Origin of the sequence: Mycobacterium sp., from assembly GCF_052145595.1 — a bacterium.
In the GTDB taxonomy this organism is placed as follows: domain Bacteria; phylum Actinomycetota; class Actinomycetes; order Mycobacteriales; family Mycobacteriaceae; genus Mycobacterium.
This window is the reverse complement of record NZ_JBKQOI010000208.1, coordinates 1-22,267: the sequence shown is the minus strand read 5'-3', so window position 1 is coordinate 22,267 and position 22,267 is coordinate 1. Positions and strand designations below refer to the sequence as shown.

The 22,267-nt window shown below is 64.5% G+C and carries 23 protein-coding genes and 1 pseudogene; 13 read left to right on the top strand and 11 right to left on the bottom strand.

The features are described from left to right. Window positions 1–60 precede the first annotated feature (60 nt). Window positions 61–591: a nuclear transport factor 2 family protein gene (locus ACLP4W_RS19010; protein WP_442388552.1), complete on the bottom strand. Its 531-nt coding sequence runs from the start codon at window positions 589–591 to the stop codon at window positions 61–63. Window positions 592–946: 355 nt separating this feature from the next. Here ACLP4W_RS19010 and ACLP4W_RS19005 point away from each other — a divergent pair, with 355 nt between their 5' ends. The 5 genes from ACLP4W_RS19005 to ACLP4W_RS18985 all read left to right on the top strand — a co-directional run bounded on the left by ACLP4W_RS19005 (window position 947) and on the right by ACLP4W_RS18985 (window position 5,495). Next, the gene (locus tag ACLP4W_RS19005; RefSeq protein WP_442388558.1) at window positions 947–1,885 is read left to right on the top strand and encodes a cation diffusion facilitator family transporter; all 939 of its coding nucleotides are present in this window, start codon (window positions 947–949) and stop codon (window positions 1,883–1,885) included. A 108-nt stretch (window positions 1,886–1,993) separates the two neighbouring features. Continuing rightward, the gene (locus tag ACLP4W_RS19000; RefSeq protein ID WP_442388550.1) at window positions 1,994–2,395 is read left to right on the top strand and encodes a DUF1801 domain-containing protein; all 402 of its coding nucleotides are present in this window, start codon (window positions 1,994–1,996) and stop codon (window positions 2,393–2,395) included. A 120-nt stretch (window positions 2,396–2,515) separates the two neighbouring features. Beyond that, a complete protein-coding gene (locus ACLP4W_RS18995; RefSeq protein WP_442388548.1) occupies window positions 2,516–3,745 on the top strand; it encodes an acyl-CoA dehydrogenase family protein in 1,230 nt (409 codons plus the stop codon). Between the two features lie 18 nt (window positions 3,746–3,763). Further along, the gene (locus ACLP4W_RS18990) at window positions 3,764–4,630 is read left to right on the top strand and encodes a hypothetical protein (RefSeq protein ID WP_442388546.1); all 867 of its coding nucleotides are present in this window, start codon (window positions 3,764–3,766) and stop codon (window positions 4,628–4,630) included. A 73-nt stretch (window positions 4,631–4,703) separates the two neighbouring features. Further along, window positions 4,704–5,495 carry an SDR family oxidoreductase gene (locus ACLP4W_RS18985; protein WP_442388544.1) on the top strand — a complete coding sequence of 264 codons (792 nt, stop codon included), beginning with the start codon at window positions 4,704–4,706 and terminating at the stop codon, window positions 5,493–5,495. Between the two features lie 101 nt (window positions 5,496–5,596). On the opposite strand, the pseudogene ACLP4W_RS18980 reads toward ACLP4W_RS18985, so the two are convergent. The 6 genes and pseudogenes from ACLP4W_RS18980 to ACLP4W_RS18955 form a co-directional block, all read right to left on the bottom strand. Further along, a pseudogene (locus tag ACLP4W_RS18980) lies at window positions 5,597–8,506 on the bottom strand (MMPL/RND family transporter). After that, window positions 8,503–8,919, bottom strand: a complete 417-nt coding sequence (locus tag ACLP4W_RS18975) for an MmpS family transport accessory protein (protein WP_442388556.1) — start codon at window positions 8,917–8,919, stop codon at window positions 8,503–8,505. Before ACLP4W_RS18975 ends, ACLP4W_RS18980 begins: the two are co-directional and overlap by 4 nt. A gap of 325 nt (window positions 8,920–9,244) precedes the next feature. After that, window positions 9,245–9,853 carry a TetR family transcriptional regulator gene (locus ACLP4W_RS18970; RefSeq protein WP_442388554.1) on the bottom strand — a complete coding sequence of 203 codons (609 nt, stop codon included), beginning with the start codon at window positions 9,851–9,853 and terminating at the stop codon, window positions 9,245–9,247. A 54-nt stretch (window positions 9,854–9,907) separates the two neighbouring features. Next, window positions 9,908–10,828 carry an alpha/beta hydrolase gene (locus ACLP4W_RS18965; protein ID WP_442388542.1) on the bottom strand — a complete coding sequence of 307 codons (921 nt, stop codon included), beginning with the start codon at window positions 10,826–10,828 and terminating at the stop codon, window positions 9,908–9,910. 94 nt (window positions 10,829–10,922) lie between these two features. Continuing rightward, window positions 10,923–11,525, bottom strand: a complete 603-nt coding sequence (locus tag ACLP4W_RS18960; RefSeq protein WP_442388540.1) for a methylated-DNA--[protein]-cysteine S-methyltransferase — start codon at window positions 11,523–11,525, stop codon at window positions 10,923–10,925. Beyond that, window positions 11,522–12,028, bottom strand: a complete 507-nt coding sequence (locus tag ACLP4W_RS18955) for an RNA polymerase sigma factor (RefSeq protein WP_442388538.1) — start codon at window positions 12,026–12,028, stop codon at window positions 11,522–11,524. The genes ACLP4W_RS18960 and ACLP4W_RS18955 overlap by 4 nt, the downstream gene beginning before the upstream one ends. Window positions 12,029–12,217: 189 nt before the next feature. On the opposite strand from ACLP4W_RS18955, the gene ACLP4W_RS18950 reads away from it, so the two are divergent. The 5 genes from ACLP4W_RS18950 (at window position 12,218) to ACLP4W_RS18930 (ending at window position 15,280) form a co-directional block, all read left to right on the top strand. Beyond that, window positions 12,218–12,730: a methylated-DNA--[protein]-cysteine S-methyltransferase gene (locus ACLP4W_RS18950; protein WP_442388536.1), complete on the top strand. Its 513-nt coding sequence runs from the start codon at window positions 12,218–12,220 to the stop codon at window positions 12,728–12,730. Beyond that, window positions 12,730–13,443 (top strand): 2OG-Fe(II) oxygenase, encoded by a 714-nt coding sequence (locus ACLP4W_RS18945; RefSeq protein ID WP_442388534.1) that lies wholly within the window; start codon window positions 12,730–12,732, stop codon window positions 13,441–13,443. The genes ACLP4W_RS18950 and ACLP4W_RS18945 overlap by 1 nt, the downstream gene beginning before the upstream one ends. 31 nt (window positions 13,444–13,474) lie before the next feature. After that, entirely contained in the window at window positions 13,475–14,140 is a 666-nt protein-coding gene (locus ACLP4W_RS18940) for a nitroreductase family protein (protein ID WP_442388532.1), read from the top strand. A 90-nt stretch (window positions 14,141–14,230) separates the two neighbouring features. Next, window positions 14,231–14,809, top strand: a complete 579-nt coding sequence (locus ACLP4W_RS18935) for a carboxymuconolactone decarboxylase family protein (protein WP_442388530.1) — start codon at window positions 14,231–14,233, stop codon at window positions 14,807–14,809. Window positions 14,810–14,914: 105 nt separating this feature from the next. Beyond that, window positions 14,915–15,280, top strand: coding sequence for an STAS/SEC14 domain-containing protein (locus ACLP4W_RS18930; RefSeq protein WP_442388528.1), 366 nt, complete (start codon window positions 14,915–14,917; stop codon window positions 15,278–15,280). Between the two features lie 62 nt (window positions 15,281–15,342). Here the strand turns inward: ACLP4W_RS18930 and ACLP4W_RS18925 are convergent, their stop codons facing one another. Further along, the gene (locus tag ACLP4W_RS18925) at window positions 15,343–15,621 is read right to left on the bottom strand and encodes a hypothetical protein (protein WP_442388526.1); all 279 of its coding nucleotides are present in this window, start codon (window positions 15,619–15,621) and stop codon (window positions 15,343–15,345) included. 246 nt (window positions 15,622–15,867) lie between these two features. On the opposite strand from ACLP4W_RS18925, the gene ACLP4W_RS18920 reads away from it, so the two are divergent. The 3 genes from ACLP4W_RS18920 (at window position 15,868) to ACLP4W_RS18910 (ending at window position 19,113) form a co-directional block, all read left to right on the top strand. Beyond that, complete coding sequence (locus ACLP4W_RS18920; RefSeq protein WP_442388524.1) at window positions 15,868–16,692, top strand: IclR family transcriptional regulator; 825 nt, start codon at window positions 15,868–15,870, stop codon at window positions 16,690–16,692. A gap of 205 nt (window positions 16,693–16,897) precedes the next feature. Next, the gene (locus tag ACLP4W_RS18915) at window positions 16,898–17,230 is read left to right on the top strand and encodes a hypothetical protein (protein WP_442388522.1); all 333 of its coding nucleotides are present in this window, start codon (window positions 16,898–16,900) and stop codon (window positions 17,228–17,230) included. 203 nt (window positions 17,231–17,433) lie between these two features. After that, on the top strand, window positions 17,434–19,113 hold the full coding sequence (locus tag ACLP4W_RS18910) for a S53 family peptidase (protein ID WP_442388520.1): 1,680 nt from the start codon (window positions 17,434–17,436) through the stop codon (window positions 19,111–19,113). 638 nt (window positions 19,114–19,751) lie between these two features. On the opposite strand, the gene ACLP4W_RS18905 is transcribed toward ACLP4W_RS18910, so the two are convergent. The 3 genes from ACLP4W_RS18905 to ACLP4W_RS18895 all read right to left on the bottom strand — a co-directional run. Beyond that, on the bottom strand, window positions 19,752–20,120 hold the full coding sequence (locus tag ACLP4W_RS18905) for an STAS/SEC14 domain-containing protein (RefSeq protein ID WP_442388518.1): 369 nt from the start codon (window positions 20,118–20,120) through the stop codon (window positions 19,752–19,754). 413 nt (window positions 20,121–20,533) lie between these two features. Beyond that, window positions 20,534–21,916 carry a recombinase XerD gene (locus tag ACLP4W_RS18900; RefSeq protein WP_442388516.1) on the bottom strand — a complete coding sequence of 461 codons (1,383 nt, stop codon included), beginning with the start codon at window positions 21,914–21,916 and terminating at the stop codon, window positions 20,534–20,536. 117 nt (window positions 21,917–22,033) lie between these two features. Continuing rightward, a partial coding sequence (locus ACLP4W_RS18895) for a helix-turn-helix domain-containing protein (protein WP_442388514.1) occupies window positions 22,034–22,267 on the bottom strand: 234 nt, incomplete at its 5' end.

The window sequence follows — 22,267 nt, the reverse complement described above, 5'->3', positions numbered from 1 at the left end:
CGCTTGCCGACCTGCCCGAAGGCGCCGGTGACCAGAATGGTGGCAGCAGTCATGGGTGCGTCACCGCTCCATCAGCCGGCTGGCGAGCGTGGCAGCCGCCCTCCGGATACGGTCGGAGATGTAGAGCGAGAACACTGGAGTGACGATGTCCTCACGCAGCCGGGTTAGCTTGGAGCTCTTGATAAGCCACTGCCCGGCGACGTTCTCGTAGGTCTCGTGGTAGTGGCCGTAGCCGACCAGGCTCACCCCGGGCCCGAAGCGGACGACATCTTGCAGGGCCCACACCCCGCGTGCCGTCGTCGCCGACGTCAGTTCGATCTCCGGCGCGTGCACCTGATGCGCGGTGGCCTGCGAGGGTCGTCCGATGCCTTTGCGGGTGAACGCCACGAAGTCGTCGGCGCCGATGATCAGCTTGCCACCGGCCTCTGCGGTGTCGCTGACGAAGTCATCGGCAAAGATTGCTCGCCACGCCGCCCAGTCCTTGGTGTCAAGGTAGCGACAGTAACGGGCCTTGAGCTGCTTGATGGACTCGATCGCCAGCAGCGTGGCGGCGCCGTCTTGCGCGGTTTGTCCGTTCGTGCGCTCCGTCATTGCAACTCGATTCTGGTCGATCAGCGCTTCCTCAAGACACGCAGGCGTGACATTTCACCCGAGAACTGTAAACCATCGCGCGAGCGGGGCTGCGGGCCGATGCGATGGTTCGCTTACCGGCTCGGCGGTGGATCGACCGCGCCGGGAGGTCGCCGCTGGTCTATTATCTGCGTATGCATGCAGGTTCTTGGCCACGGATCGGTGAGGTGACTCGGGTCCGGGTGACGCGCACCGAGGGCATGCGGGCCGATGGGGCCGGGAAGGCCGGGGGGCAGTGAATCACACGAGCACACGCGCGCACAGCGGTTCCCACGCCTACGAACACGGGCACACGCATCCAAACGGTGTCCGTCGTCTGGTCCATCAGGTCCTTTCGCCACACCACCATGACGCCGCCGACAGCGTGGATGAGGCATTGGCGTCCAGTGCGGCCGGCATGCGTGCCGTGAAAGTCAGCCTGCTGGGGCTGGCCGGCACGGCGGCGTTTCAGGTGGCGATTGTGGTCCTATCCGGGTCGGTGGCGCTGGCCGCTGACACCATCCACAATTTCTCCGACGCACTCACCGCGGTCCCGCTGTGGATTGCCTTCGTCCTTGGACGACGCGCCGCGACCCGGCGATACAACTACGGCTTCGGTCGCGCCGAAGACCTTGCCGGCCTGTTTGTCCTTGCGATGATCGCTCTGTCCGCGATCCTGGCCGGGTACGAGGCGGTGACGCGCCTGATCCATCCGGTGAAGGTCGACCAGCTCGGCTGGGTCGCCGTGGCCGGCTTGATCGGATTCGTGGGTAACGAACTGGTCGCCGTGTACCGGATTCGCGTGGGCCGTCGCATCGGTTCGGCCGCGCTCGTCGCCGATGGCTTACACGCTCGCACCGACGGAATCACCTCGTTGGCAGTGGTTTTCAGCGCCGGCGGCGTGGCACTGGGGTACCCGCTGGCCGATCCGGTGATCGGCCTGCTGATCACGGTCGCCATCTTGGCGGTGCTTCGCACTGCTGCGCGGGATGTGTTTCGCCGTCTGATGGACGGCGTCGACCCGACCCTGGTGGATGCCGCCGAGGCGGCGCTGGCGGGGCGGCCAGGCGTGCTGGCGGTGCGCAGTGTCCGGTTGCGCTGGATCGGGCATCGGCTGCACGCGGACGCCGAGTTGGACATCGATCCCACCACGAGCCTGGCCGAGGCACACCGCATCGCGCACGCGGCCGAGCACGAATTGACCCGTGCTGTAGCCAAACTCGACACGGCGCTCATCCACGCCTATCCCGCGCATCGGGTGGTGTCTGCCCGGTGAGCCCGGGCCGAACAGCTCGCCGCCGAGATTGACATGATTCCAAATGTGGTCGGGGGGATACTCAACTGCACGGCCGGCGATAGCGACCTGAGGGAGGCGACAACCGTTATGACCGAATCGAAGGGAGGCTCCAATGGGGGAAAAACAGTGCACTCTCCCTCGCAGCTGATAGACGCAAGGATCGAGGAGCTGGGCGATTGGCGGGGCGAGGCGCTGGCTCGGATCAGGAAACTCATCAAGCAGGCCGAACCCGACGTGGTCGAGGAGTGGAAGTGGAGAGGCGTCCCGGTCTGGTATCGCGGCGGAATGATCTGCACCGGTGAGACGCACAAGAACGTCGTGAAGATGACCTTCGCCAAGGGTGCCTCACTGGAGGACCCCGAGGGCTTGTTCAACGCCAGCCTCGAAGGCAATACCAGGCGTGCCATCGATATCCACGCGGGCGACAAGATCAATGAACGGGCCCTGAAGGCGCTGATCCGGGCCGCGGTAAAGCTGAATACGTCGTGAGCCACCGGCCTGTACAGTCGCTCAGCGGTGCTGTACAGTCGCCCAGCACAAGCTCAACTGTCGAAGGGTGCAGTGGCGGCGGGAGGCCATCGGCGATGACGCGCGGACGCATTCGATGCCGTGACTGCTGAGTCTGTCGAAGAATTCCGGAACCGGGCCAGGTCCTGGTTGGCCGCGAACATGCCGCCACTCGATCCCGCCAAGGCGGCGTTTCTCGAGCGCGACGAACTGCCGTCCTGGCGGCGGGCCCGCGAATTGCAAAGGACGCTTTACGACGGGGGATTCGCCGGGATCTGCTTTCCGCGAGAGTACGGCGGGCTCGGGCTGGGCTACGAGTACAAGAAGGCGTTCGACGCCGAGTCCGCCGGCTACGAGACGCCGCTGCTTCTCAACGTGCCGTCCTTTGCCATCTGCTGCGCGACGATCCTCGACATGGGCAGCGAGGAGCAGAAGCGCGCTCACATCCCGGCGGCGCTGCGCGGCGACGAAGTGCTCGTACAGCTGCTGTCCGAACCCAGCGGGGGCTCGGATCTCGCGGGCGTCATCACCCGCGCCGACCGCCGCGACGGACGATGGATCATCAACGGCGCCAAGACGTGGAGCACCTGGGCGTTCGCCGCCGACTACGGCTTGTGCCTGGCCCGCACCGATTGGGACGCGCCCAAGCACAACGGCCTGACGATGTTCCTGGTACCGCTTCACCATCCCGGGGTAACGATCAACCGCATCCGGCAGGTCAACGGCTCGGTCGAGTTCTGCGAAGAGTTCTTCGACGACGTCGACGTGGGCGACGACGCCGTCGTCGGGGAACCGGGCAAAGGATGGGACGTCGCGTCGCGACAGCTCTACCACGAGCGCCGCACGATGGGCGACGGCTCGGAGTTTACCAGCGGACCCGGAATCGCTGACGCGCAAGACGTTTCGATCGACCTGCTGTCCCTGGTGGACAGGGCCAACCAGGGTGAAAACGAACGCGCCCGGGAAATGGTCGGCCGGGCCTTGGTCCACCGCGCGGTCCACGGGCAGCTCAGCGAGCACGTCTACCACGCCGTGGCCGACGGATCCCTGCCGCCGGCAGCGGGATCGATCATCAGGTTGTCCATGGCCGAGGTACGCAATGTCGATATCGACACCGCACTGTCGATCGCGGGTCCGGCGGCGGTGGTGGAGGATGACGCGGGCCTGCTTGACATCGGCACCCGCTACCTGGGCCGTCAGATCGCCAGCATCGGCGGCGGCACCACCGAGATGGCGCGCAACGTGATCGGCGAGCGGGTCTTGAACTTTCCGCGCGAGTACGCCGCCGACCGCGGCGTGCCGTTCAACCAGGTTCGGCACGGCAAAGTCTGACGCAGGGAGGCGGGCGGCATGAGCGACCAACTTCGTGACATCCGGGACTTGGCAGGGGACTCCGAGGCCTACCGTGACGAGCTGTTCCGGCGCTGGACCGGTCTGCTCAGTTACCGCTACATCGGGCGCAACCACGCGTCCATGAACATCGGCGAGACCGACGACACCGTCACCATCCGTCGTGACATGCGCAACGAGGCCGGTGGAATCATGGTGGCGCCGTTGGCAATCTCCTCGCCGGAGGGGTGTCAGACCGACATGGTTGCGGTGCCCAACCCGGTCATCGCGTCGGTGCAGATCATTGACCCGGGCTATGACGTCACGAGGGTCGAGATCGTCGGCTCCGGCATCGTGCACCAGGGCCGGACCATGGGCTACGGGCGGTGCAAGATCGTCGACGCCGACAACCCGGACCGGGTGATCGCCTTCAACGAGGGGCAGGGAGCGATCATCGGTACCCCGCCGGAAGGCCTGGACAGGATGGATGTTTCGGGGACCCAACTGGTGATCGAGGACTCTCCCGATCTGCCGCCGCTGTGGGAGGCGTTCGGCGCCAGCAAGCGCGCCGACGGTCATTGGGTGCTGCCCGCGCTGAGCGCCGAACTCGCGTCGCCGGATGCCGCGCTGCACATCGGGCCTCAACACGTCGTCCTGGAGACCGCCGCGACCGACTTTGCCGCCGACGTCGCCGGAACCAGGAAGGTGCAGGTAATCAGCTGGCACGTCATGTTCATGTCGCGCGGCAAGGTGGGCCCCTTCCGCGTGGAGGGGACAGCGCATTCCGGTGGACCCGGACGCGTCGGCGTGCGCATGCTGCTGCACGACGAGGGGAACGCGGACAAGGCCGTCACCTCCGCCGCGGCGATCTTCGACATCGTGGGGTAACGCTGACTCTGGTCATACATCTGGGTGCGTCTGTATGGTGCTAACGACGCACCGACTCGACAGGAGAAGCGCAGTGGCCGAACGGTTGGCGGGAAAGGTCGCGCTCATCAGTGGCGGTGCGCGGGGGATGGGCGCATCACATGTGCGCACACTGGTGGCCGAGGGGGCCAAGGTGGTATTCGGCGACATCCTCGACGACGAGGGCAAGGCGGTCGCGGCCGAACTCGACCCCAATTCCGATGCGGCGCGCTATGTGCATCTGGACGTCACCAAGCCCGAGCAGTGGGAATCCGCGGTGGCCACCGCCATCAGCGAGTTCGGCGGCATCGACGTGCTGGTGAACAACGCCGGCATTCTCAACATCGGCACCCTGGAGGACTACGAAATCTCGGAGTGGCAGCGGATCCTCGACGTCAACTTGACGGGCGTGTTCCTCGGCATTCGCGCCGTGGTGAAACCCATGAAGGAAGCGGGACGGGGATCGATCATCAACATCTCCTCCATCGAGGGGATGGCCGGCACCATCGCCTCCCACGGTTACACCGCGAGCAAGTTCGGTGTCCGAGGGTTGACGAAGTCGGCGGCACTGGAGCTGGGGCCGAGCGGAATCCGGGTGAACTCGATTCACCCCGGGCTCATCAAGACGCCGATGACCGCGTGGGTTCCCGACGACCTCTTCCAGACTGCGTTGGGCCGCGCCGCCGACCCCAGGGAGGTGTCCAACCTCGTGGTCTATCTGGCCAGCGACGAGTCCAGTTACTCGACCGGCTCCGAGTTCGTCGTGGACGGCGGCACCACCGCCGGCCTGGGGCACAAGGACTTCTCCGCGGTCGACGTCGACCAGCAGCCGGACTGGGTCACCTAGCCCGTCCGGTCAACACATCGAAACTGCGGCCAGTGCTACTGCATGGGCAACGAGCAGGCGCTGTGCGCAGGCTCGGCGCCGTCAGCGCAGAGTCGACGCGGTCAGGGCACCGCCATCAAGGATTCACTGTGCTTTGCGGGTATGGGCCAGGGCGACGGCACCGGACGCTGCCGGACGCGTTGTGGCCACCAGAACCACTTGCCCAGCAGCGCGGCGATGGACGGCGTCATCAGCGACCTGACGATCAGCGTGTCGAAGAGCAGGCCAAGGCCGATGGTCGTGCCGACCTGACCGATGACCGTCAGCTGGCTGACCGCCATCGTCATCATCGTGAAGGCGAACACCAGTCCCGCTGACGTGACGACCGAGCCGGTGCCGCCCATCGATCGGATGATTCCGGTGTTCAGCCCGGCGTAGATCTCCTCCTTGAACCGCGCCACCAGCAGCAGGTTGTAGTCGGCGCCGACGGCGAGCAGGATGATGACCGACATCGCGAGCACCATCCAGTGCAGCTCGATGCCGATGAGGTGCTGCCAGATCAGCACCGAAAGCCCGAAGGACGCGCCCAGCGAGATCAAGACGGTCCCCACGATGACCGCCGACGCCACGACGCCTCTGGTGATGATCAGCATGATGATGAAAATCAGGCACAGCGAGGCGATTCCGGCGATCAACAGGTCGTAGTTGTTGCCGTCACTGAGGTCTTTGAAGATTGACGCGGTGCCCGCGAGATAGATCTTCGAGCCCTCCAGTGGCGTGCCCTTGAGCGCCTCGTAAGCGGCCTTTTTGATCGCATTGATGTGCGAAATGCCTTCCTGCGACATCGGATCGCCGTCATGGCTGATGATGAAGCGCACGGCATGGCCGTCGGGGGAGATGAAATTCTTCATGCCCCGTTTGAACTCGGCGTTGTTGAAGGTTTCCGGGGGCAGGTAGAACGAGTCGTCGTTCTTGGATGCGTCGAAGGCCTTACCCATGGCGCTCGAGTTTTTCTGCGCCTCATTCTGCTGATCCTGCAGGCCTTTTTGGGTTGAATACATTGTCAGCATCGTCGTTTTCATGGCCTTCATGTTTTAGATCATCGAAGGCATCAGCGCCGTCAGCTGAGGCATCAATGTGTCGAGGCGCTCCATGAGGGGTAGCAGGCTTTGGATGTCGTCGGTCATCGTGTCGATGCCGTCGAGCGTGTCGAAGACGGACCGAATCGACCAGCACGCCGGGATGTCGAAGCAGTGTTTCTCCCAGTAGAAGTAGCTGCGGATGGGCCGGAAGAAGTCATCGAAATCCGAGATGTGGTCCCGTAATTCGGCGATGTCGACGGTCATGCTCTTCATCTTCATGACCATGCCGTGCGTGGTGTCGGCCATCTGCTGGGTCAGGCTCTGCATCTTGACCATGCTGTCGATGGTCGTCTGCATCATGTCGGCCTGTTTGAGCATGTCGGCCATCTGGTCTTCCTGATACTTCTGGTTCATCTGCTGCGTGACGCCCTGCATGCTGATCTGAAAGGGGATCGAGGTGTGCTCGATCGGCGTGCCCTCGGGCCGGGTAATCGCTTGCACACGACCGATCCCCGGCACCCGGAAGATCGTCTTGGCGATCTTGTCGATGACCAAAAAGTCCGCCGAGTTACGCAGATCATGGTCACTTTCGATCATCAGCACCTCGGGATTCATCCGCGCCTGTGAGAAGTGCCGATCCGCGGCCGCGTAACCCGCGTTCGCGGGTAAGTCGGCGGGAAGATAGTTGCGGTCGTTGTAGTTGGTGCGGTATCCGGGCAGGGTCAGCAGGCCGACAAGTGCGATCCCGATCGTCACGATCAGGATCGGTCCGGGCCATCGGACGACGAGAGCGCCGACTTTGCGCCACCCCCGAATCCGTTGCGTCCGCCTAGGTTCGAGTGTCTTGCCGAAACGCGCCGCCACCGAGATGACCGCGGCACCGAGCGTCAATGCTGCCGCGACGACGACCACCATGCCGATGGCCAACGGGATACCCAACGTCTGGAAATACGGCAGGTTGGTGAAGTGGAGGCAAAACGTCGCGCCGGCGATGGTCATGCCCGATCCGAGGACCACGTGTGCGGTGCCCCGGTACATCGTGTAATACGCGTCTTCCCGGGACTCGCCATTGGCCCGGGCTTCCTGATATCGGCCGATCAAGAAGATCGCATAATCGGTGGCGGCCGCGATCGCCAAGGTGACCAGCAAGTTCGTCGCAAACGTCGAGAGCCCGATGATATTGTGGTAGCCCAGGAACGCGACCATTCCCCGGGCGGCCGCCAGTTCGAACACGACCATCAGCAGCGTGAGCAGCACCGTGACGACAGACCGATAGACCAACAACAGCATCGCGATGATCACGGTGAAGGTGACCATGGTGATCACCTTCACGCTGCGGTCACCGGCCATGTGCTGATCCGCTGACAGCGCCGCGGGCCCGGTGACGTAGGCCTTCACCCCATTGGGCGCGGGCACGCCTTTGACGATGTCTTGCACGGCCTCGACCGACTCGTTGGCCAGGGCTTCGCCCTGGTTACCGGCGAGGTAGACCTGGACGTAGGCGGCCTTGCCGTCGTTGCTCTGTGCGCCCGCGCCGGTCAGTGGGTCGCTCCACATGTCCTGAACGTGCTCAACGTGTTTGGTGTCGGCGTCGAGCTTTCTGACGATCTGGTCGTAGTAGGCGTGGGCATCGTTACCGAGGGGATTCTGGCCCTCGAGAACGATCATCACCGAGCTGTTGGACTTGTACTCGTTGAACACCGCGCCCATGCGCTTCGTCGCGACCACCGACTGCGCATCGTCAGGTGCCATCGACACCGAGCGCATCTTCCCGACCTCTTCGAGCTGGGGGACGATGACGCTGAGCAGCGCGATGAGTGCGATCCAGCCCAGGATGATCGGTACGGCGAACGTGCGGATGAAACGCGGGATCTTTTGTCGCACGTCGTGTTTGGCGATGGGGTCGGTGTCCGTCCGGGCGCCGGCCGTGTCTTTAGCTGTTGTACTCATGCGGATTTCACCAAACAGAATGTCAGGGCGTGCACGCCGTTGGTTATTTTCTCGTCCTTGACTTCGTTATCGATGGTGATGCGGCAACCGAGGTGGTCACCGTCGCTTTGTGCCGAGATGTTCGGGAAGACCGAGGGGGCGGTCGTGCTCAGGACCAGCGTCCAGGGCAGCGGCGCATCGTCGACCCGCTTCGGGTCGGCGTTGAGATCCAGGTAGTTCACGTTGGCGTGACTGGAAGAGCCGAAGACCTCGTATTTGACGACCTTGGGCTTGAACGGCTTGGAATCATCAAGCCGTGGGCTCGTCATGACGCCGGTGTCGTGGGCGCCGAAATACGACTTGACCCGGACCACGGCGAAGCCGCCGATCACCACGACCGCCACGATCAACAGCGGCAACCACGCGTTGCGCACAACCTTCGATGCCGGCACCTGGGTGATTCCCTTTCTTGTCACGCAACGGTCATGTGGTTGCCTTCATGGCATGACGCCCAGGCGAGGTACTGCACAGGTTGGGCGGCCACGAGCTGTCATGCGCCACAACGGAATTCGGCGGTACGCTGATTGCGCGCGCTCGACCGTCAGGTGCTGGGACAGCGGCCCCTGCACACCGGCGATCGCCCCCGGTACCGACACGTGCTTCGCACTGCTGAAGCGTCCTCGAGCACCCGCACCAGCGCATAGTACATGATGTGCATATTTTGCAGAGTATGCAAGTTATGTGTCGCCGGTCACTTTGTCACTCGGTGAAGATGCTGTTGACCAGCGCAGCAGCGCGTTCGACGTAGGGCATCGGCGTGTCGTCGGCATCCTCGGGCTCGCCGCTGGACCACCGCTCGATGCCCGAACGCACGGCAGTCAACGCAATCGCAGCGATCAAAGCGGGTATCTCGTCGTCGGGCCGCATCGCCTGGCGACGGGCAACAACGTCGGTCAAGTGCTTCTGAAACCGCTCCAAATCGGCGAGGAATGCCGCTAACACCGCGGGGGTCGTTTTGGCGAGTTCCAGCATGCTGACCGCCTGTTCGCGCGCGGGGGGCATGTCACGCAGATGGTGGGCCGCCAAAGTGATCAGCTCCGCCAGCACTACCGAATAGGGAGCGGGTCCCGCTGCGACGAATTCAGCGACCAGCTCGGGGGGTATGTCGGAGGGGCCGTAGGCGATCGCGGACTCTTTGTTCGGGAAGTAATTGAAGAATGTGCGCGGTGAAATTCCGGCCGCGACACAGATGTCCTCGATGGTCACCCTGTCGAAGGCGCGTTCGCGGGCCAGGCGCACTGCGGCGTCGCGGATGTCCGCACTGGTCTGACGGCGCCGTCGCTCGCGCAGACCCATCTGATTCGCCATAACCCTCATCGTTGCACTCTATGCACACTTTGCAGTCAAATGGTGACAGATTGGTCACCTGACGAGGGCATCTCGCAGGTGATCGCACTGGCTGGCGAAGAACTTCACCGAAATCGGCGCGTTGTCGGCGATCTGGTCGAACGCGTGAAAGGCCCCCGGAACGATCTCCTCGTGCACCGGAACGCCCGCCGCCCGCAGGCGTCGCGCGTAGTCCAGACACTCCTGATAGAACAGGTCCAACGTCCCGACCCCGATCCAGGCCGGAGGCAGGCCGGACAGATCTTCTCTGCGCGCCGGCGCGGCCTCAGCGGGATCCGCTCCGTTCAGGTACCAGCGCCACGCCAGCCGGTTGTCGCTTCCGGTCCACATGAACCGCCTGGAGCCGTCGCGATCGGCGCCGGTGCGATCGTCGAGCATCGGGTATACCAGCATCTGGAAGGCGAGTTTGACCTCGCCGCGATCGTGAGCCCGCTGCGCCACCGCCGCGGCGAAATGTCCACCGGCACTGGCCCCGCCGACCGCGACTCGATCCGGGTCCACCCATCGTTGCCGCGCCAGCCAGCGCAGCGCCGCATAGCAGTCTTCGACCGGGGCCGGATACGGATGCTCGGGTGCCAGCCGGTGCTCCACCGCGGCCACCGCGACACCGGTTAGATGGGACAGCTTGCGCAGAAACCTGTCGTCCTGGGCGGCATGGCCCATGATCGTGCCGCCACCGTGGATCCACAACAGCGCGGGCGCCCGTTCGGGCAGGCCGGCCGGACGATGCAGGCGTACGGTGACGTGCTCGTCGACCGCCGCCACCGGTACGCTACGGATCCGGCCCGCGTTCCCCATCAGGTTCATGAGTGCCCGCTGGATTCTGTAGCCGCGGTGCAGGGCATTTCCCCGCGGCAAGAATCGGGCCGCCTTGCGCAAACCGGGATCCAACGCCTGTCGTGCGGTGAAGGCGTTGTCGGAGAATCCATTTGCCATCGCGTGCTCTTCTGTCCCCTTGCGCCGGCCCGAGTCGACCATACACGCTGCGCATAATGTCCATACGCGCCCCGGACACCGCGCCGCTGTGCCGTCATCCGGCCCGTTCGAGATCGAGCAGGGCGCGCTTGGCGGCGGGGCCGCCGCGATAGGCGCCGACCGTCCCATCGGACCGGATTACCCGGTGACACGGCACGAAGATCGGGATGGGGTTGGTCGCGCACGCGGTACCGACGGCGCGCAGCGCCCTGGGGGAGCCGGACAGCCGGGCCAGGGCGGCATAGCTGGCGGTGGCGCCGTAGCCGACGTCGGCGTTGAGGTGTTCCAGGACTTTGCGCCGAAAGCCGTGTGACAGAGACCAGTCCAGCGCGACGTCGAAGCTGTGCCGCCGGCCGGTGAGGTATTCGTCGAGTTGTCGCACGATCGTATCCAGCCGCGTGGGCGCTTCGAGCACACGCGGGCTGATGCGCGAAGCCAGGTCCTGCAGCACGCTGTCGTGGTTTTCGTTGGCAAACGCCACCCGCAGCAGTCCACGGGGGGTGGCCGCCAACAGCAGTGGGCCGACGACGGAATCGACTGTGCGGTAGGCGATGTCGAGGAGATCGCCGGCCTGGGCGTTCCTTTCCAGGCGGGCGTGCAGGCGCCGCAGATGATCCCGGTCGACGGGGAAGTGCTTGGTGAGGTCATAGGTGGTCATCGCTGATTCCTTGCGGTGTCGATAAGGGGATAGGTGCGTCGGAGGGTGGCGATCCCGTCGGCCGCGGCGCGCCGGGCGGCGGCAACGCTGCTGTCGAGAAACACGGCGATCTCCGAGTAGGGGAGTCCGGCCAGATAGTGGTAGGCCACGGCCCGGCGCTGTTTTGGCGGCAGCGCGCCCACCGCCGCGTACAGGTCGAGATCGTGGGTGTCCGCCCGCTCACGTGCGGGCGAATCGGGGGGATCGCCAACCGGGACGGCCCGCCGTGACGCTGTGCGGGTGATGTCGATGGCTTTGCGGTGAGCGATGGTCACCAGCCACGCTTCGATGTTGGCGCCGGCCGGCAGCTGCGGGTAGGCCTTCAGGGCGGCCAGGAACGTGTCCGACCAGGCGTCATCGGCGTCGGCGTGGCCGACCACCGTACGAACGACCCGCAACACCGTGGCGCCGTGTTGTGCCACAACGGCCTCAAACGGCGGCTTGGCGTGCTCGTCGTCGTTCACCCTGATGTCACCGACAGGCTCCGGTAAGCATTTGAGTTCCTCCGTAACTCTCACTGGGAAGACGCCGGCGCGTTGTTGAATGTGAGAAACCTGTTGATAGCTAGGAGACCATCCGGTCGCGGACGCATGCAAAGGTGGGATCTCACGTTTCCGGGCCGCTCATCGTTTACCGAGAAAGGAGGTTGCACCATGCGGACACGACACACGGTGATCGATAGCCCACTCGGTGAGCTGACACTGGTCGCGAACGGTGATGTCCTGACGGGGCTGTATTTCAGGCACCACTGGCATGGGCCCGCGGCGGATGCCCTGGGTCGCTACGTTGAGCCGGCCGCCGACCCGCTGTTCGGTCAGGCGGCCAACCAGCTGCACGATTACCTGACCGGAGGGCGTGAACAGTTCGATCTACCCGTCGCCCTGATCGGCGAGCCACACCACCGGCGAGTCTGGGAACTGCTGGTCGACATCGACTACGGCGAGACCGTCACCTACGGCGAGCTGGCCGCCAAACTGGCTGACGGCACCACCGCATACGAGGTCGGCCAGGCGGTGGGACGCAACCCGCTCAGCATCATCGTTCCCTGTCACCGCGTCGTAGGAAAAAACGGCGCCCTAACCGGTTACGCGGGCGGCCTGAAGCGCAAACGATTCCTGCTGGACCTCGAGGAGCCGGTGCCCGCGGCGGCCGGCAGATTGTTCTGATGCCATCGACATGGCAGCGGCGCGTCGACGCCGCTGACTGGGAGGCCGTCACCGCCGACATGAATGATGTTGGCGGTGCGCTGCTCCCAACGCTGCTCACCCCCACCGAGTGTGCAGCGTTGCTCGATCTCTACTCCGACGACAGCTTGTTTCGCGCCACCGTCGACATGAGCCGGCACCGCTATGGGCAAGGCGAGTACCGCTACTTCAAACGGCCCTACCCCCGCCCGATCGAAGGGCTGAAGCAAGCGCTCTATCCGCGATTGCTGCCGATCGCTCGCGACTGGTGGACCAAGCTGCGCCGCGACCCTCCCTGGCCCGACACCCTCGACGAATGGCTGGACATGTGCCACCGCGCCGGCCAAACCAAACCCACCGCTCTATTGCTCAAATACGGGCCGGGTGACTGGAACGCGCTGCACCGAGACCTGTACGGAGAACTCGTCTTTCCGATGCAGGTGGTCATCAATCTCAACGAACCGGGCGGGGAGTACACCGGCGGCGAATTCCTTCTCGTGGAGCAACGACCCCGCGCACAGTCGCGCGGCACCGCGACCACGCTGCCGCAAGGACACGGCTATATCTTCACCACCAGAGAACGGCCCATCCGGTCGACGCGGGGATGGTCGGCCGCCCCGGTGCGACACGGGGTGTCGCTGGTCCGCTCCGGTCAGCGCTGCACCCTCGGCTTGATCTTTCACGACGCTGCCTGAACATTTCCGGCCCTGCGGCACCATGGTGGTCATGGAGTTGTACGACGTGATGCGATCCACGCCCGCGGTGTCCGAGTTCACCGACGACCCGCTTCCCGACGACGTTCTCGGCCGGATTCTCGACAACGCCCGCTTCGCGCCGTCCGGCGGCAACCGGCAGGGCGTGCGCGTCGTCGTCGTCCGCGCGAAGGAGACGCGGTCGGCCCTGGCGGACCTGGCGCTTCCCGCGGCCCGCCGATACGCCGCTCAGCTCGCCAACGGCGAGTCGCCGTGGAATCCGTTGGCACCGACCGGCGTAGACGCGTCCGCGATCGAGGCGACGGCGGCGCCCGCGCAGATGTCCGCTCCGCTTCGCGAGGCGCCGGTGGTGCTCGTGGTCTGCCTGGACCTCTCCGTCGTCGCCGCCACCGATCAGAACCTCGATCGCATCGCGGTGGTACCTGGGGCGTCGGTGTACCCGTTCGTATGGAATGTCTTGCTGGCCGCGCGCAATGAGGGCTACGGCGGGGTGTTGAGCACGTTGGTCGTGGCCGAGGAGCCACGCGCCAAAGAGCTTCTCGGCGTGCCCGATCCGTACGTCATCGCCGCGGTCGTGCCGCTGGGCAAACCGGTGCGCCAAGTGACGAAGCTGCGGCGACGGCCGGTTCCCGAGTTCGCCACCTGCGAGCGCTTCGACGGGTCACCCTTCGATGGGTAGGGCGGTCGGCAGAGGGGAGTAGCGTGCGGTCCCCGCGACGGCGATACTTCAGGAGACCAGGCAGGCTGCTCGCATTCAGGAGACGATGAATTGACACGAATCGCGCCGTCGACGGCCTTCGACGCGGTGCCGATGCAGGATCTCGGTCAGGGTGACCGGATCAATCTCGGCGTCGCCGCCATCATGAGTCGCCTTCCCGAGGTGGCCGGGGCACTGGGCTCCTTGACCGCGGCGCTGCGTGCCGACGGGACGCTGCCGCCGCGCCTGCTCGAACTGGTGCGCCTGCGCATCGCGTTCTTCAACCAATGCCGCAGCTGCATTGCGGTGCGTTACCAAAGCGCCATCGACGACGGTCTGGACGAGGACGCCGTCTGCTCGCTGGAACGGCCCGCCGACGCCGACAACCTTTCGGCCGACGAACGAGCCGCCCTGCGCTTCGCCGAGCTGTTCGCCACCAACCATCTCGTCATCGATGAAGCCGTGTACGACGAGCTGCGCGAGCACTTCAGCGAGGACCAGCTTGTGGAGCTGGGTCTGCACTGCGCGATCGCACTGGGGGTCGGACGGCTCTCGGCGACCTGGGATGTCAGCGATGATCTTCCCGATATGACGGCGTCCTCCGAACGGTTGGCGCCGTGGAACTCCGCGTCAGTGGTCGCGTCGGGCTAGGCACGCCGCGCGTCACCGCTGGCCAATGCCGTTGCCACATCGAGGCGATATTCGCCGCCAACTCAAGATGAGAAGCGATACAAGCGCCAAGAAGGGAAAACGTCGATGATCGAAGTTCTGCCAGACATGCCGCGGGGAGTGACCGGCATCCGCGTGTCGGGCCGGCTGCCCGGTAAGGAGCTGCGCGCGTTCAAGCCGAACATCGAGGAGCTGTTGAAAGGCGGCGACATCAGGATCGTCGAGGTCATCGCAGACGACTACGAGGGCTTCGGGCCCGGCGGGTTCGTCGAGGACCTGAAGCTGGGTTTCGGCCTCATACAGCATCCTTCGGCCTTCAAGCGAATAGCGATCGTGTCCGACAAGGAATGGGTCGCCCACACGCTGCATGCGATTGCGTGGATGCTCCCCGGGGAACTCGCCGTCTTCGGCCTCGACGAGTTCGAGCGCGCCAAGGAATGGGCCGCCGGCTAACTAACTAGTGCTGCGGTGCTCGGCGCTGCGATGCGGGCGAGTGGTGGTCCGTGCGAGGCCTTTCACGGCCACGGGAATCCGGGCGCCGGCGGGGGCACTTGGGACGGATCAACTTCGACGAAGTTATACACCGGGCCCGACGGCCCGCGGGTAACGGTAACTGCGAACCAGTGGCACACGCTCAGGTCCGTTCCCGGCGGAACTGGAACCGTGTACTCCCAATGCCCTGGGCAGTAGTGCCAATAGGACGCGCCAGCCTGGGCGGGTGCCGCCAGACCCAAGCCGGCGACCGCGACGCCGCCGGACATCAGTGCCCCGACAATGATCCGGTTGGCCTTCATGGTGGTTTCCTATCTGTCCGCCCGCCGCCTCGCGCCGCGTCGTCGTGGCAAGTACACAAGGGCCAGCCCGCTACCGATCCCAACAAAAAGGGGAGAAGTTAGGCATCGGGCCCGGCGTCTTGTTGGGCTGCAGAAGCGAGTAGTCGACTACGCTAGTCCGGCTTGACCAGCTGCGGGAAATTTAGGCCGAGTCACCGCGCAACGCGAATTCGCCCCGAACCGGCTTATACGCAGTGAGGCCCGCACATGGATGTCTTGACGTGTCCAACTTCGTCACCTGCAGTCAGTTCAAGTCCGTTCACTTCGGCCGCCGATGCCGGTGCTGAGCCAGATCAGTCGGCGAGACCGTTACCGCCAGTCGCGGCGGGGCGCGGAGTCCTCGACGGGGCATTCGCTGTGTTGGACGCTCTTGCTCACGCCGATGAGGGCCTTGGACTGACCGCGCTGGCCCGTGCGAGCGGGCTGGCTAAAACGTCCGTGCATCGGCTTGCCGAACAACTCGTCACACTCGGTGCGGTGCAGTGCGTCGAGCACCGCTACTATGTCGGACCGCAAATGTTGCGTATCGGGCAGCGCTGGCAGCCCGACCCGTTGTTACGGCGCATTGCGCAGGCGCCCGTCCACACCCTCGCCGTGCAATCGCACGCCATGGCGTCGCTGCGGATCCTGCATGAACAGCGGCTCCGATATGTCTGCGCCGCGGTGCCCCGCGGCCACGCCTACATGCCCGACCCCACCGACCCGGAATCAATCGCCCGCACCGCCACCGGACGCGTCCTCTACGCGACGCAACCTGTCAGCGACGTCACGCTTCCTGACTCCTGGACCCGACGCGAATGGCGCAACCTTCGCGAGTCCGTCCGCGAACCGCGCGCCACGGTGGTCGACCATCAAGATGCGGTTGCCGGAGTGTGTTGCGTGTCGGCGCCGGTGTGGTGGCCGAATGGGGCCTGCGCTGGCGCGGTCACGGTCACGGTCCACAGAGACGATCTACCCGCCGGGCTACCAACCCTGTTGTCCTACACCGCGTGTCGCATCGGCGCCGCGCTCCGGCAATTGAAGCGGATCTAACCGGCTCACGACAGTTAGGGCGCGATGCTCGTTGCTGAGTGGGATCGGCGCCAGCCTGCACCGTCGGTCCACTCACCGGACCCGGCACTTGCCGCCGCCACGAAATTAGGTATCAAGTGGAACAGAATGCTGGGATCGCTGATCGTCGCGATTCGCGGAGGACTTGAAGGCGACCAGCACGACCAGGAGGCGATCGGAGTCGCGCATGCCTATCGACGCGCCCGGAGAGCACGCGCCTGCTCTGCCGGTTCGACCGACCGGCCCCATCATTAGCGCCTCCCGCGGCCCGGTCTTGATCACGGGCAGCGGATTCCTGCCCAACCGTCCGGTCACCATCCGCATCACGTGCAGCGGGGACGACGTCGTGGACTACCTCACCTACATCAGCGACGCCGACGGGGGATTGAGCGCACCGCTTCCGAAGACCGCAATCACCGAAACCGGGCGCATCGCCGTCACCGATCACCGCCCCGACCCCGACGGTGACGGGGGCTTGCTGTGGAGCAACACCGTCATCGTTACCTCGAGCGGCACGTGAAGGCAAAAGGGCTGACGGGCGTTGCGCACAGATCGTAAGCGACCGTTCGTGGTTCGGTCCGCTCAACGGACCGGCGTCTTGTTTCCGCTTCCGCGGGGCCGAAGCCTTATAGCAGGCATTGCGGTTCCAGCTATATCACCGTCGCCTCGATCTGCTCATCGTCGACGGTGCGCTGCCGCCAAGTTGTAAAAGGAGAAGAAGTCATGGCCGTATACGTCCCGCTGCCGGGCAGTAAGAAGAGTCTGCTGCCCAACTCCAGGCCCGCAGGCCCGGTGAACCCATCAGAATTGGCCAGCCTCACCGTGCGTGTTCGCTCGGCTGGAGACCCCAAGGCGCTTGAGAAGCGCGTGTACGAGCAGGCCGCAAAGCCACTCGCGAAGCGCGAGTACCTGACCCACGAGCAACTCGCCGAACAGCACGGTGCGTCGAAGGAGGACCTCGACAAGGTCGAAGCCTTCGCGCAGCAGCACGACTTGTTTGTAGTGCATCGCAGCGCCGCGGCGCGCACGATTGAATTGAGGGGCAAGCTTGCCGACCTGCGGGCGGCGTTTCACACCGATGTCGCTATGTATCACCATTCGACGGGAACGTATCGCGGGCGACAAGGCGAAATCGCCGTGCCGCAGGAGCTGCAGCCCATCATCACCGGCGTGTTTGGATTCGATACGCGACCCAAGCAGCGCGCGACGACTCGTGGGCGCAGGTCGACGCCGAGTGGCGGGAAAACCAACGAAGCGAGCGGCGCGAACCGCGGTCACAAAGCGTCAGCAAAAGACAGTGCCGCGGCGGCCGGGCCCGGTGGGCAGAACGGCGTTGCTTCAACCGAATTCGCGTCGCGCTACAATTTTCCGACGCAATCCAATGGCACGAAGCTCGACGGCACCGGACAAACCATCGCCATCATCGAGCTTGGCGGCGGCTATCGCACCAGTGACTTGAAGGTGTTTTTTAACGAGATCGGGGTGCAGATGCCGACGGTCGCGTCGATCTCGGTCGATAAGGCCGCGAGCGATCCGACCACGGCGGACTCCGCCGATGGCGAGGTGATGCTCGACATCGAGGTCGCCGGAGCCGTCGCGCCAAACGCAAACTTTGCCGTCTATTTCGCCCCCAACAACGGCGACAAGGGGTTCATCGACGCGATTAGTGCCGCCGTCCACGACACCGAGCGCAAACCGAGCGCGATCTCGATCAGCTGGGGCGGCCCCGAGCCGGCGCCGAACACCGATCAGATGAACATCAGTGCGTTCCACGAGGTGTTTGTCACGGCGGCCGCGCTGGGCATCACGGTATGCGTCGCTTCGGGCGATCACGGCACAGCCGATGAGACCTCGGGGGACTGGGATGGAAAAGTCCACGTCGACCATCCGGCGTGCGACGACCTCGTCCTGGGTTGCGGCGGCACGCAAATCGACAACGGCATCGACGTCGTCTGGAACGATGGCACGCCTCTCGATCAGGGCGGCTGGGCCAGCGGCGGCGGAATCAGCGAAATCTTCCCGGTGCCGTCGTACCAAACCGCCGCCAACACAATCGTTTCGGTCGATGACGGGAAGCCCGGGCGCGGTGTTCCCGACATCGCGATGAGCGCGACCAACTACTTCACGCGCGTCGATCGCCAGGAAGGCGCTTCGGGCGGAACGAGCGCGGTAGCTCCGCTGATGGCGGCGTTAGTTACCCTGCTGAACCAGGCGAAGCAAAAAAACGTTGGCTTCCTCAACCCCTTCCTCTATTCGAGTGTGGCCAAGGGCGTTGTCCACGACGTCACCTCGGGCACGAACGCCATCACGAATACGGTCAAGGGCTACAACGCCGGTCCGGGTTGGGATCCGTGTTCGGGACTGGGTACACCGGATGGCACGGCGATTTTGAACAACCTATAGACGGTCACAGATCAGAGATGGCAGCAGCGACGGCCACGAAGTGTCGTCGGTCCCTACCGAGGTGATGCAAAGGTAACAGCACCGATCTACCCGGTTTGGTTCGTCGGCAGCAATTCGGCGAGAAAACGGCGTGCAGTCCGCTCAGTGGACCGCGCTCTTGCACAAACTATGGCCAGCGACGCGCAATACAGCCCATGACGGCCGCCGCTAATCAACTCGGATCGGTTGAGCACGCCCCTGTACCGGTAACCCTCAATATTCGATCTCGCCGTATTCGGTCGTGTCGGGAAGATGCCATGGCTCCAGAATCGCTAAGCGGATGGTGCCCGATCGTCTTGGTTCCGTGCCCGGGGTAGCGTCGATGTCGTCACTTTGCGGAGACGCCGTCCCGTTTGCTGGTGTGTGGTGTTGCCGAGCACTGAAATTGGCGAAGACGCCTTCTCTTTCGATGCACACGAATGTGGTCTTGGCGCGTGGTCACGCTGACGGTGTCGTCGGCTCCGTGGCGGGACACCGAGCCGGCTGCCGCCGAAGTTCCGGGGACAAGGTCAATCCGTCACCGCCGGCGAACCGGCCCTAGCGCCGCGGGTCCTTAAGACCCTTTGGCAGCGCTTGCACTCTGGATAGCGCTATCGCACCTACTGCTGGTTTTCAACAATCCATTCGCGCGCCTTGCTGGCTTCAGCGGTCGGGAACGCACGCCACTGCCCAGGTATGAACAAAGCGAAGACTTGCACCGCCCGATTCATCCAGGTCACGTCACTGACGAACGCGACGCGTTCAAAGTCGAAGAGGTGACCGAAGCCGAACTTCGCCTGGTCCCACCTGGCGCCGGGATCGATCCCGGCGAAATCGGGCGCGAGCTCGGTGTAGGCCCGCAGCTTCTTGTGCCGAGCAAATTTGTCTTGGATGTGCGGTATCACCCCTGCGTAATCGGCCTTCGTCAGATGCCCGTGACACACATATGCGGCGACGTTGTCGGGAAAGTCCTGCAGCTTCTCGATCACGATGTCCTCCTGGACGACATGGGGTCTGGCTCGTGTCGTGATCGTCTCCTCGCCGAGCGTCCCAGTCCAGAGGCCAAGGGCACTTCAAGGTCACCCAAGGGCCCAGCAAAGTGGCCGCGCCCAGCGTTCTGTCCGATGGGCCTTAGAACAGTAATGACCCTACGACCCTACCGTCGTGGAGCGCGGTCGTGCAGACGTGTGTGACTCCCTTGCTGCGCAACACCTTTCATCGAGAACGTGGGAATCGGTCATCGGCACGTTGATGATGCACGCGATCACAGAAGCCCAGTCGTCATCGTCTGAAGCCTCGATGACGAAGCGCCCTGCGCTGGTGGTCATCCAGAGTGACGTTCAACAGTGTGTGGCCGCGATGGCCCAAAACCTTTGCAGCACAGATTGGATAAGATCCCGGGTCAGTTCGATTCGGTGGCTGTTTTGGTCACGTAGCGGGCCCATGGCTGGGCTGCGATTTCAGCGTGGCGCTGGGCGGTGTTGTAGCTGTAGCCGAGGAGCTCGGCGACCAGGGGTGGTGGGGCTTCGACGACGAGGCTTTGCAGCGCGGTGTTGCGTGCTGCAAGGAGGTTGATGCCGAGGTTGCGCAACCGCGTCATGATGAAATTTGGGCCGAGGTGCCGGCCGGGCCGGCTGCTGGGGAACAGCCATCGTGTGGCCGCCACTCCGGCCGTTGCTCCCAGATTCTGCCTGCTGGCCATGTGGTTGCCCAGCAGGTCTGCGAACGGTTGCGGGACGGGGATCGGTTCTTGGCCAAGCGAGATCCGCATGTCGTTTTCGATGATCGTGATTGCCGCTGTTGGTAGAGCCGCGATCTTGGTCAGGGGCTTGCCGAACAGGAGCAGAAGGATTCCGGCGACACGGTAAGCCAGCGATTCGCAATCGCCGTCAACAAGCTCTCGCAGCCATGCCAGACGCTGCTGCTGGGTGAGCGCGCGGCTGGGAGGGGGCTGCTGATGGGTGATCTGCACCGACTTGTTCACCCGGGTTTTCTTGGCCCAGGCCAGCAGGTTTCGGATCTTTCGTCTCGTGGTGGGACCGGATGCCAGCCACTCATCGACGTCTTGTTGTCGGCAGCTGACCAGGGCGCGGTGATGGGCACTGTGCAGCCAGGTGAGAAACTTGATCGCCTCGGTGATCTCCTGTTTGGCGTATCGCGCGCCGGCAGCGGAGCTTTGTCCTGGAACCGATGCTTTGCGTAACCGCCGCAGATGATGCCACCTGGCGAATTGTTCCACCGGAGCGCGCACGGCCGGCTCGGTGACCGACTCGAGTTTCTCAACGAGCCAACGCTCGAACCGGGCCAGCGGTTCGTCGCGGGCAGCCAAGATGCCGGCGTGTTCGAGCAGGCTCCGCAGATGGTTGGTCGCGATGTCGGTACCGGCTTTGTCGAGGCCCTGATGGGTCAACGGGATCTCCCCACGGGCCAGTCCTGCCAGCAGTGCCTTCACTTTGGGCGAACGCTTCCAGCTCAGGATGCTGGCGGGCCGCTCAACGCGGCACAGTGCCTCGACGATGGCAGCCATGGCTTGTGGGTCGTGCGCGCCGTCGATCATCGAAACGGTCAGATCGTCGCGAAGGGCGCAGCGGGCACAGGTTCCGCGCCGGTAGAAATCGCCTTCGGCCCCGCAGCGTCGGCAAGTGAAGTCTGCGGGAATCCCCGCGCACAACAAACAGATCGGCTGCCGATCTGCGTCGGTGGCCAGCCGGGAAGCACCCCGTTGTGGCCGCACCCGGGGCAGACACCACGAGTGCGCATCGCTGCGTAAAAACAGCTGTAGCACAGGTCCTCACCGGGCCAGGACGCTCGTCGCTGGTTGGCCATCCGCTCACACCGGCTGCAGCGGAACTGCTCGCCGGTAACCCGCGGGCGGCCCCGTTTGGTTGAGCGCCGGTTGGGGCTAATCGTCATCGCTGATCACCCTGGCTCGGCGCGGACGCACCGCTTTGTTGAGCTCGACCACGTTGGGCCTGGGCGCCGTCTGCGAGCCGGCGGACGCTTTGCGTCGGCGGACATCGGCCGCGGTCACGGTGACCAGGTCCTCGACGCCGCAACCCAAGATATCGCACAGTGCGGCGATCATTTGAAGCGAAACCCGTTCGGGGCGTTGATGAACCACGCGATACACCTGTGG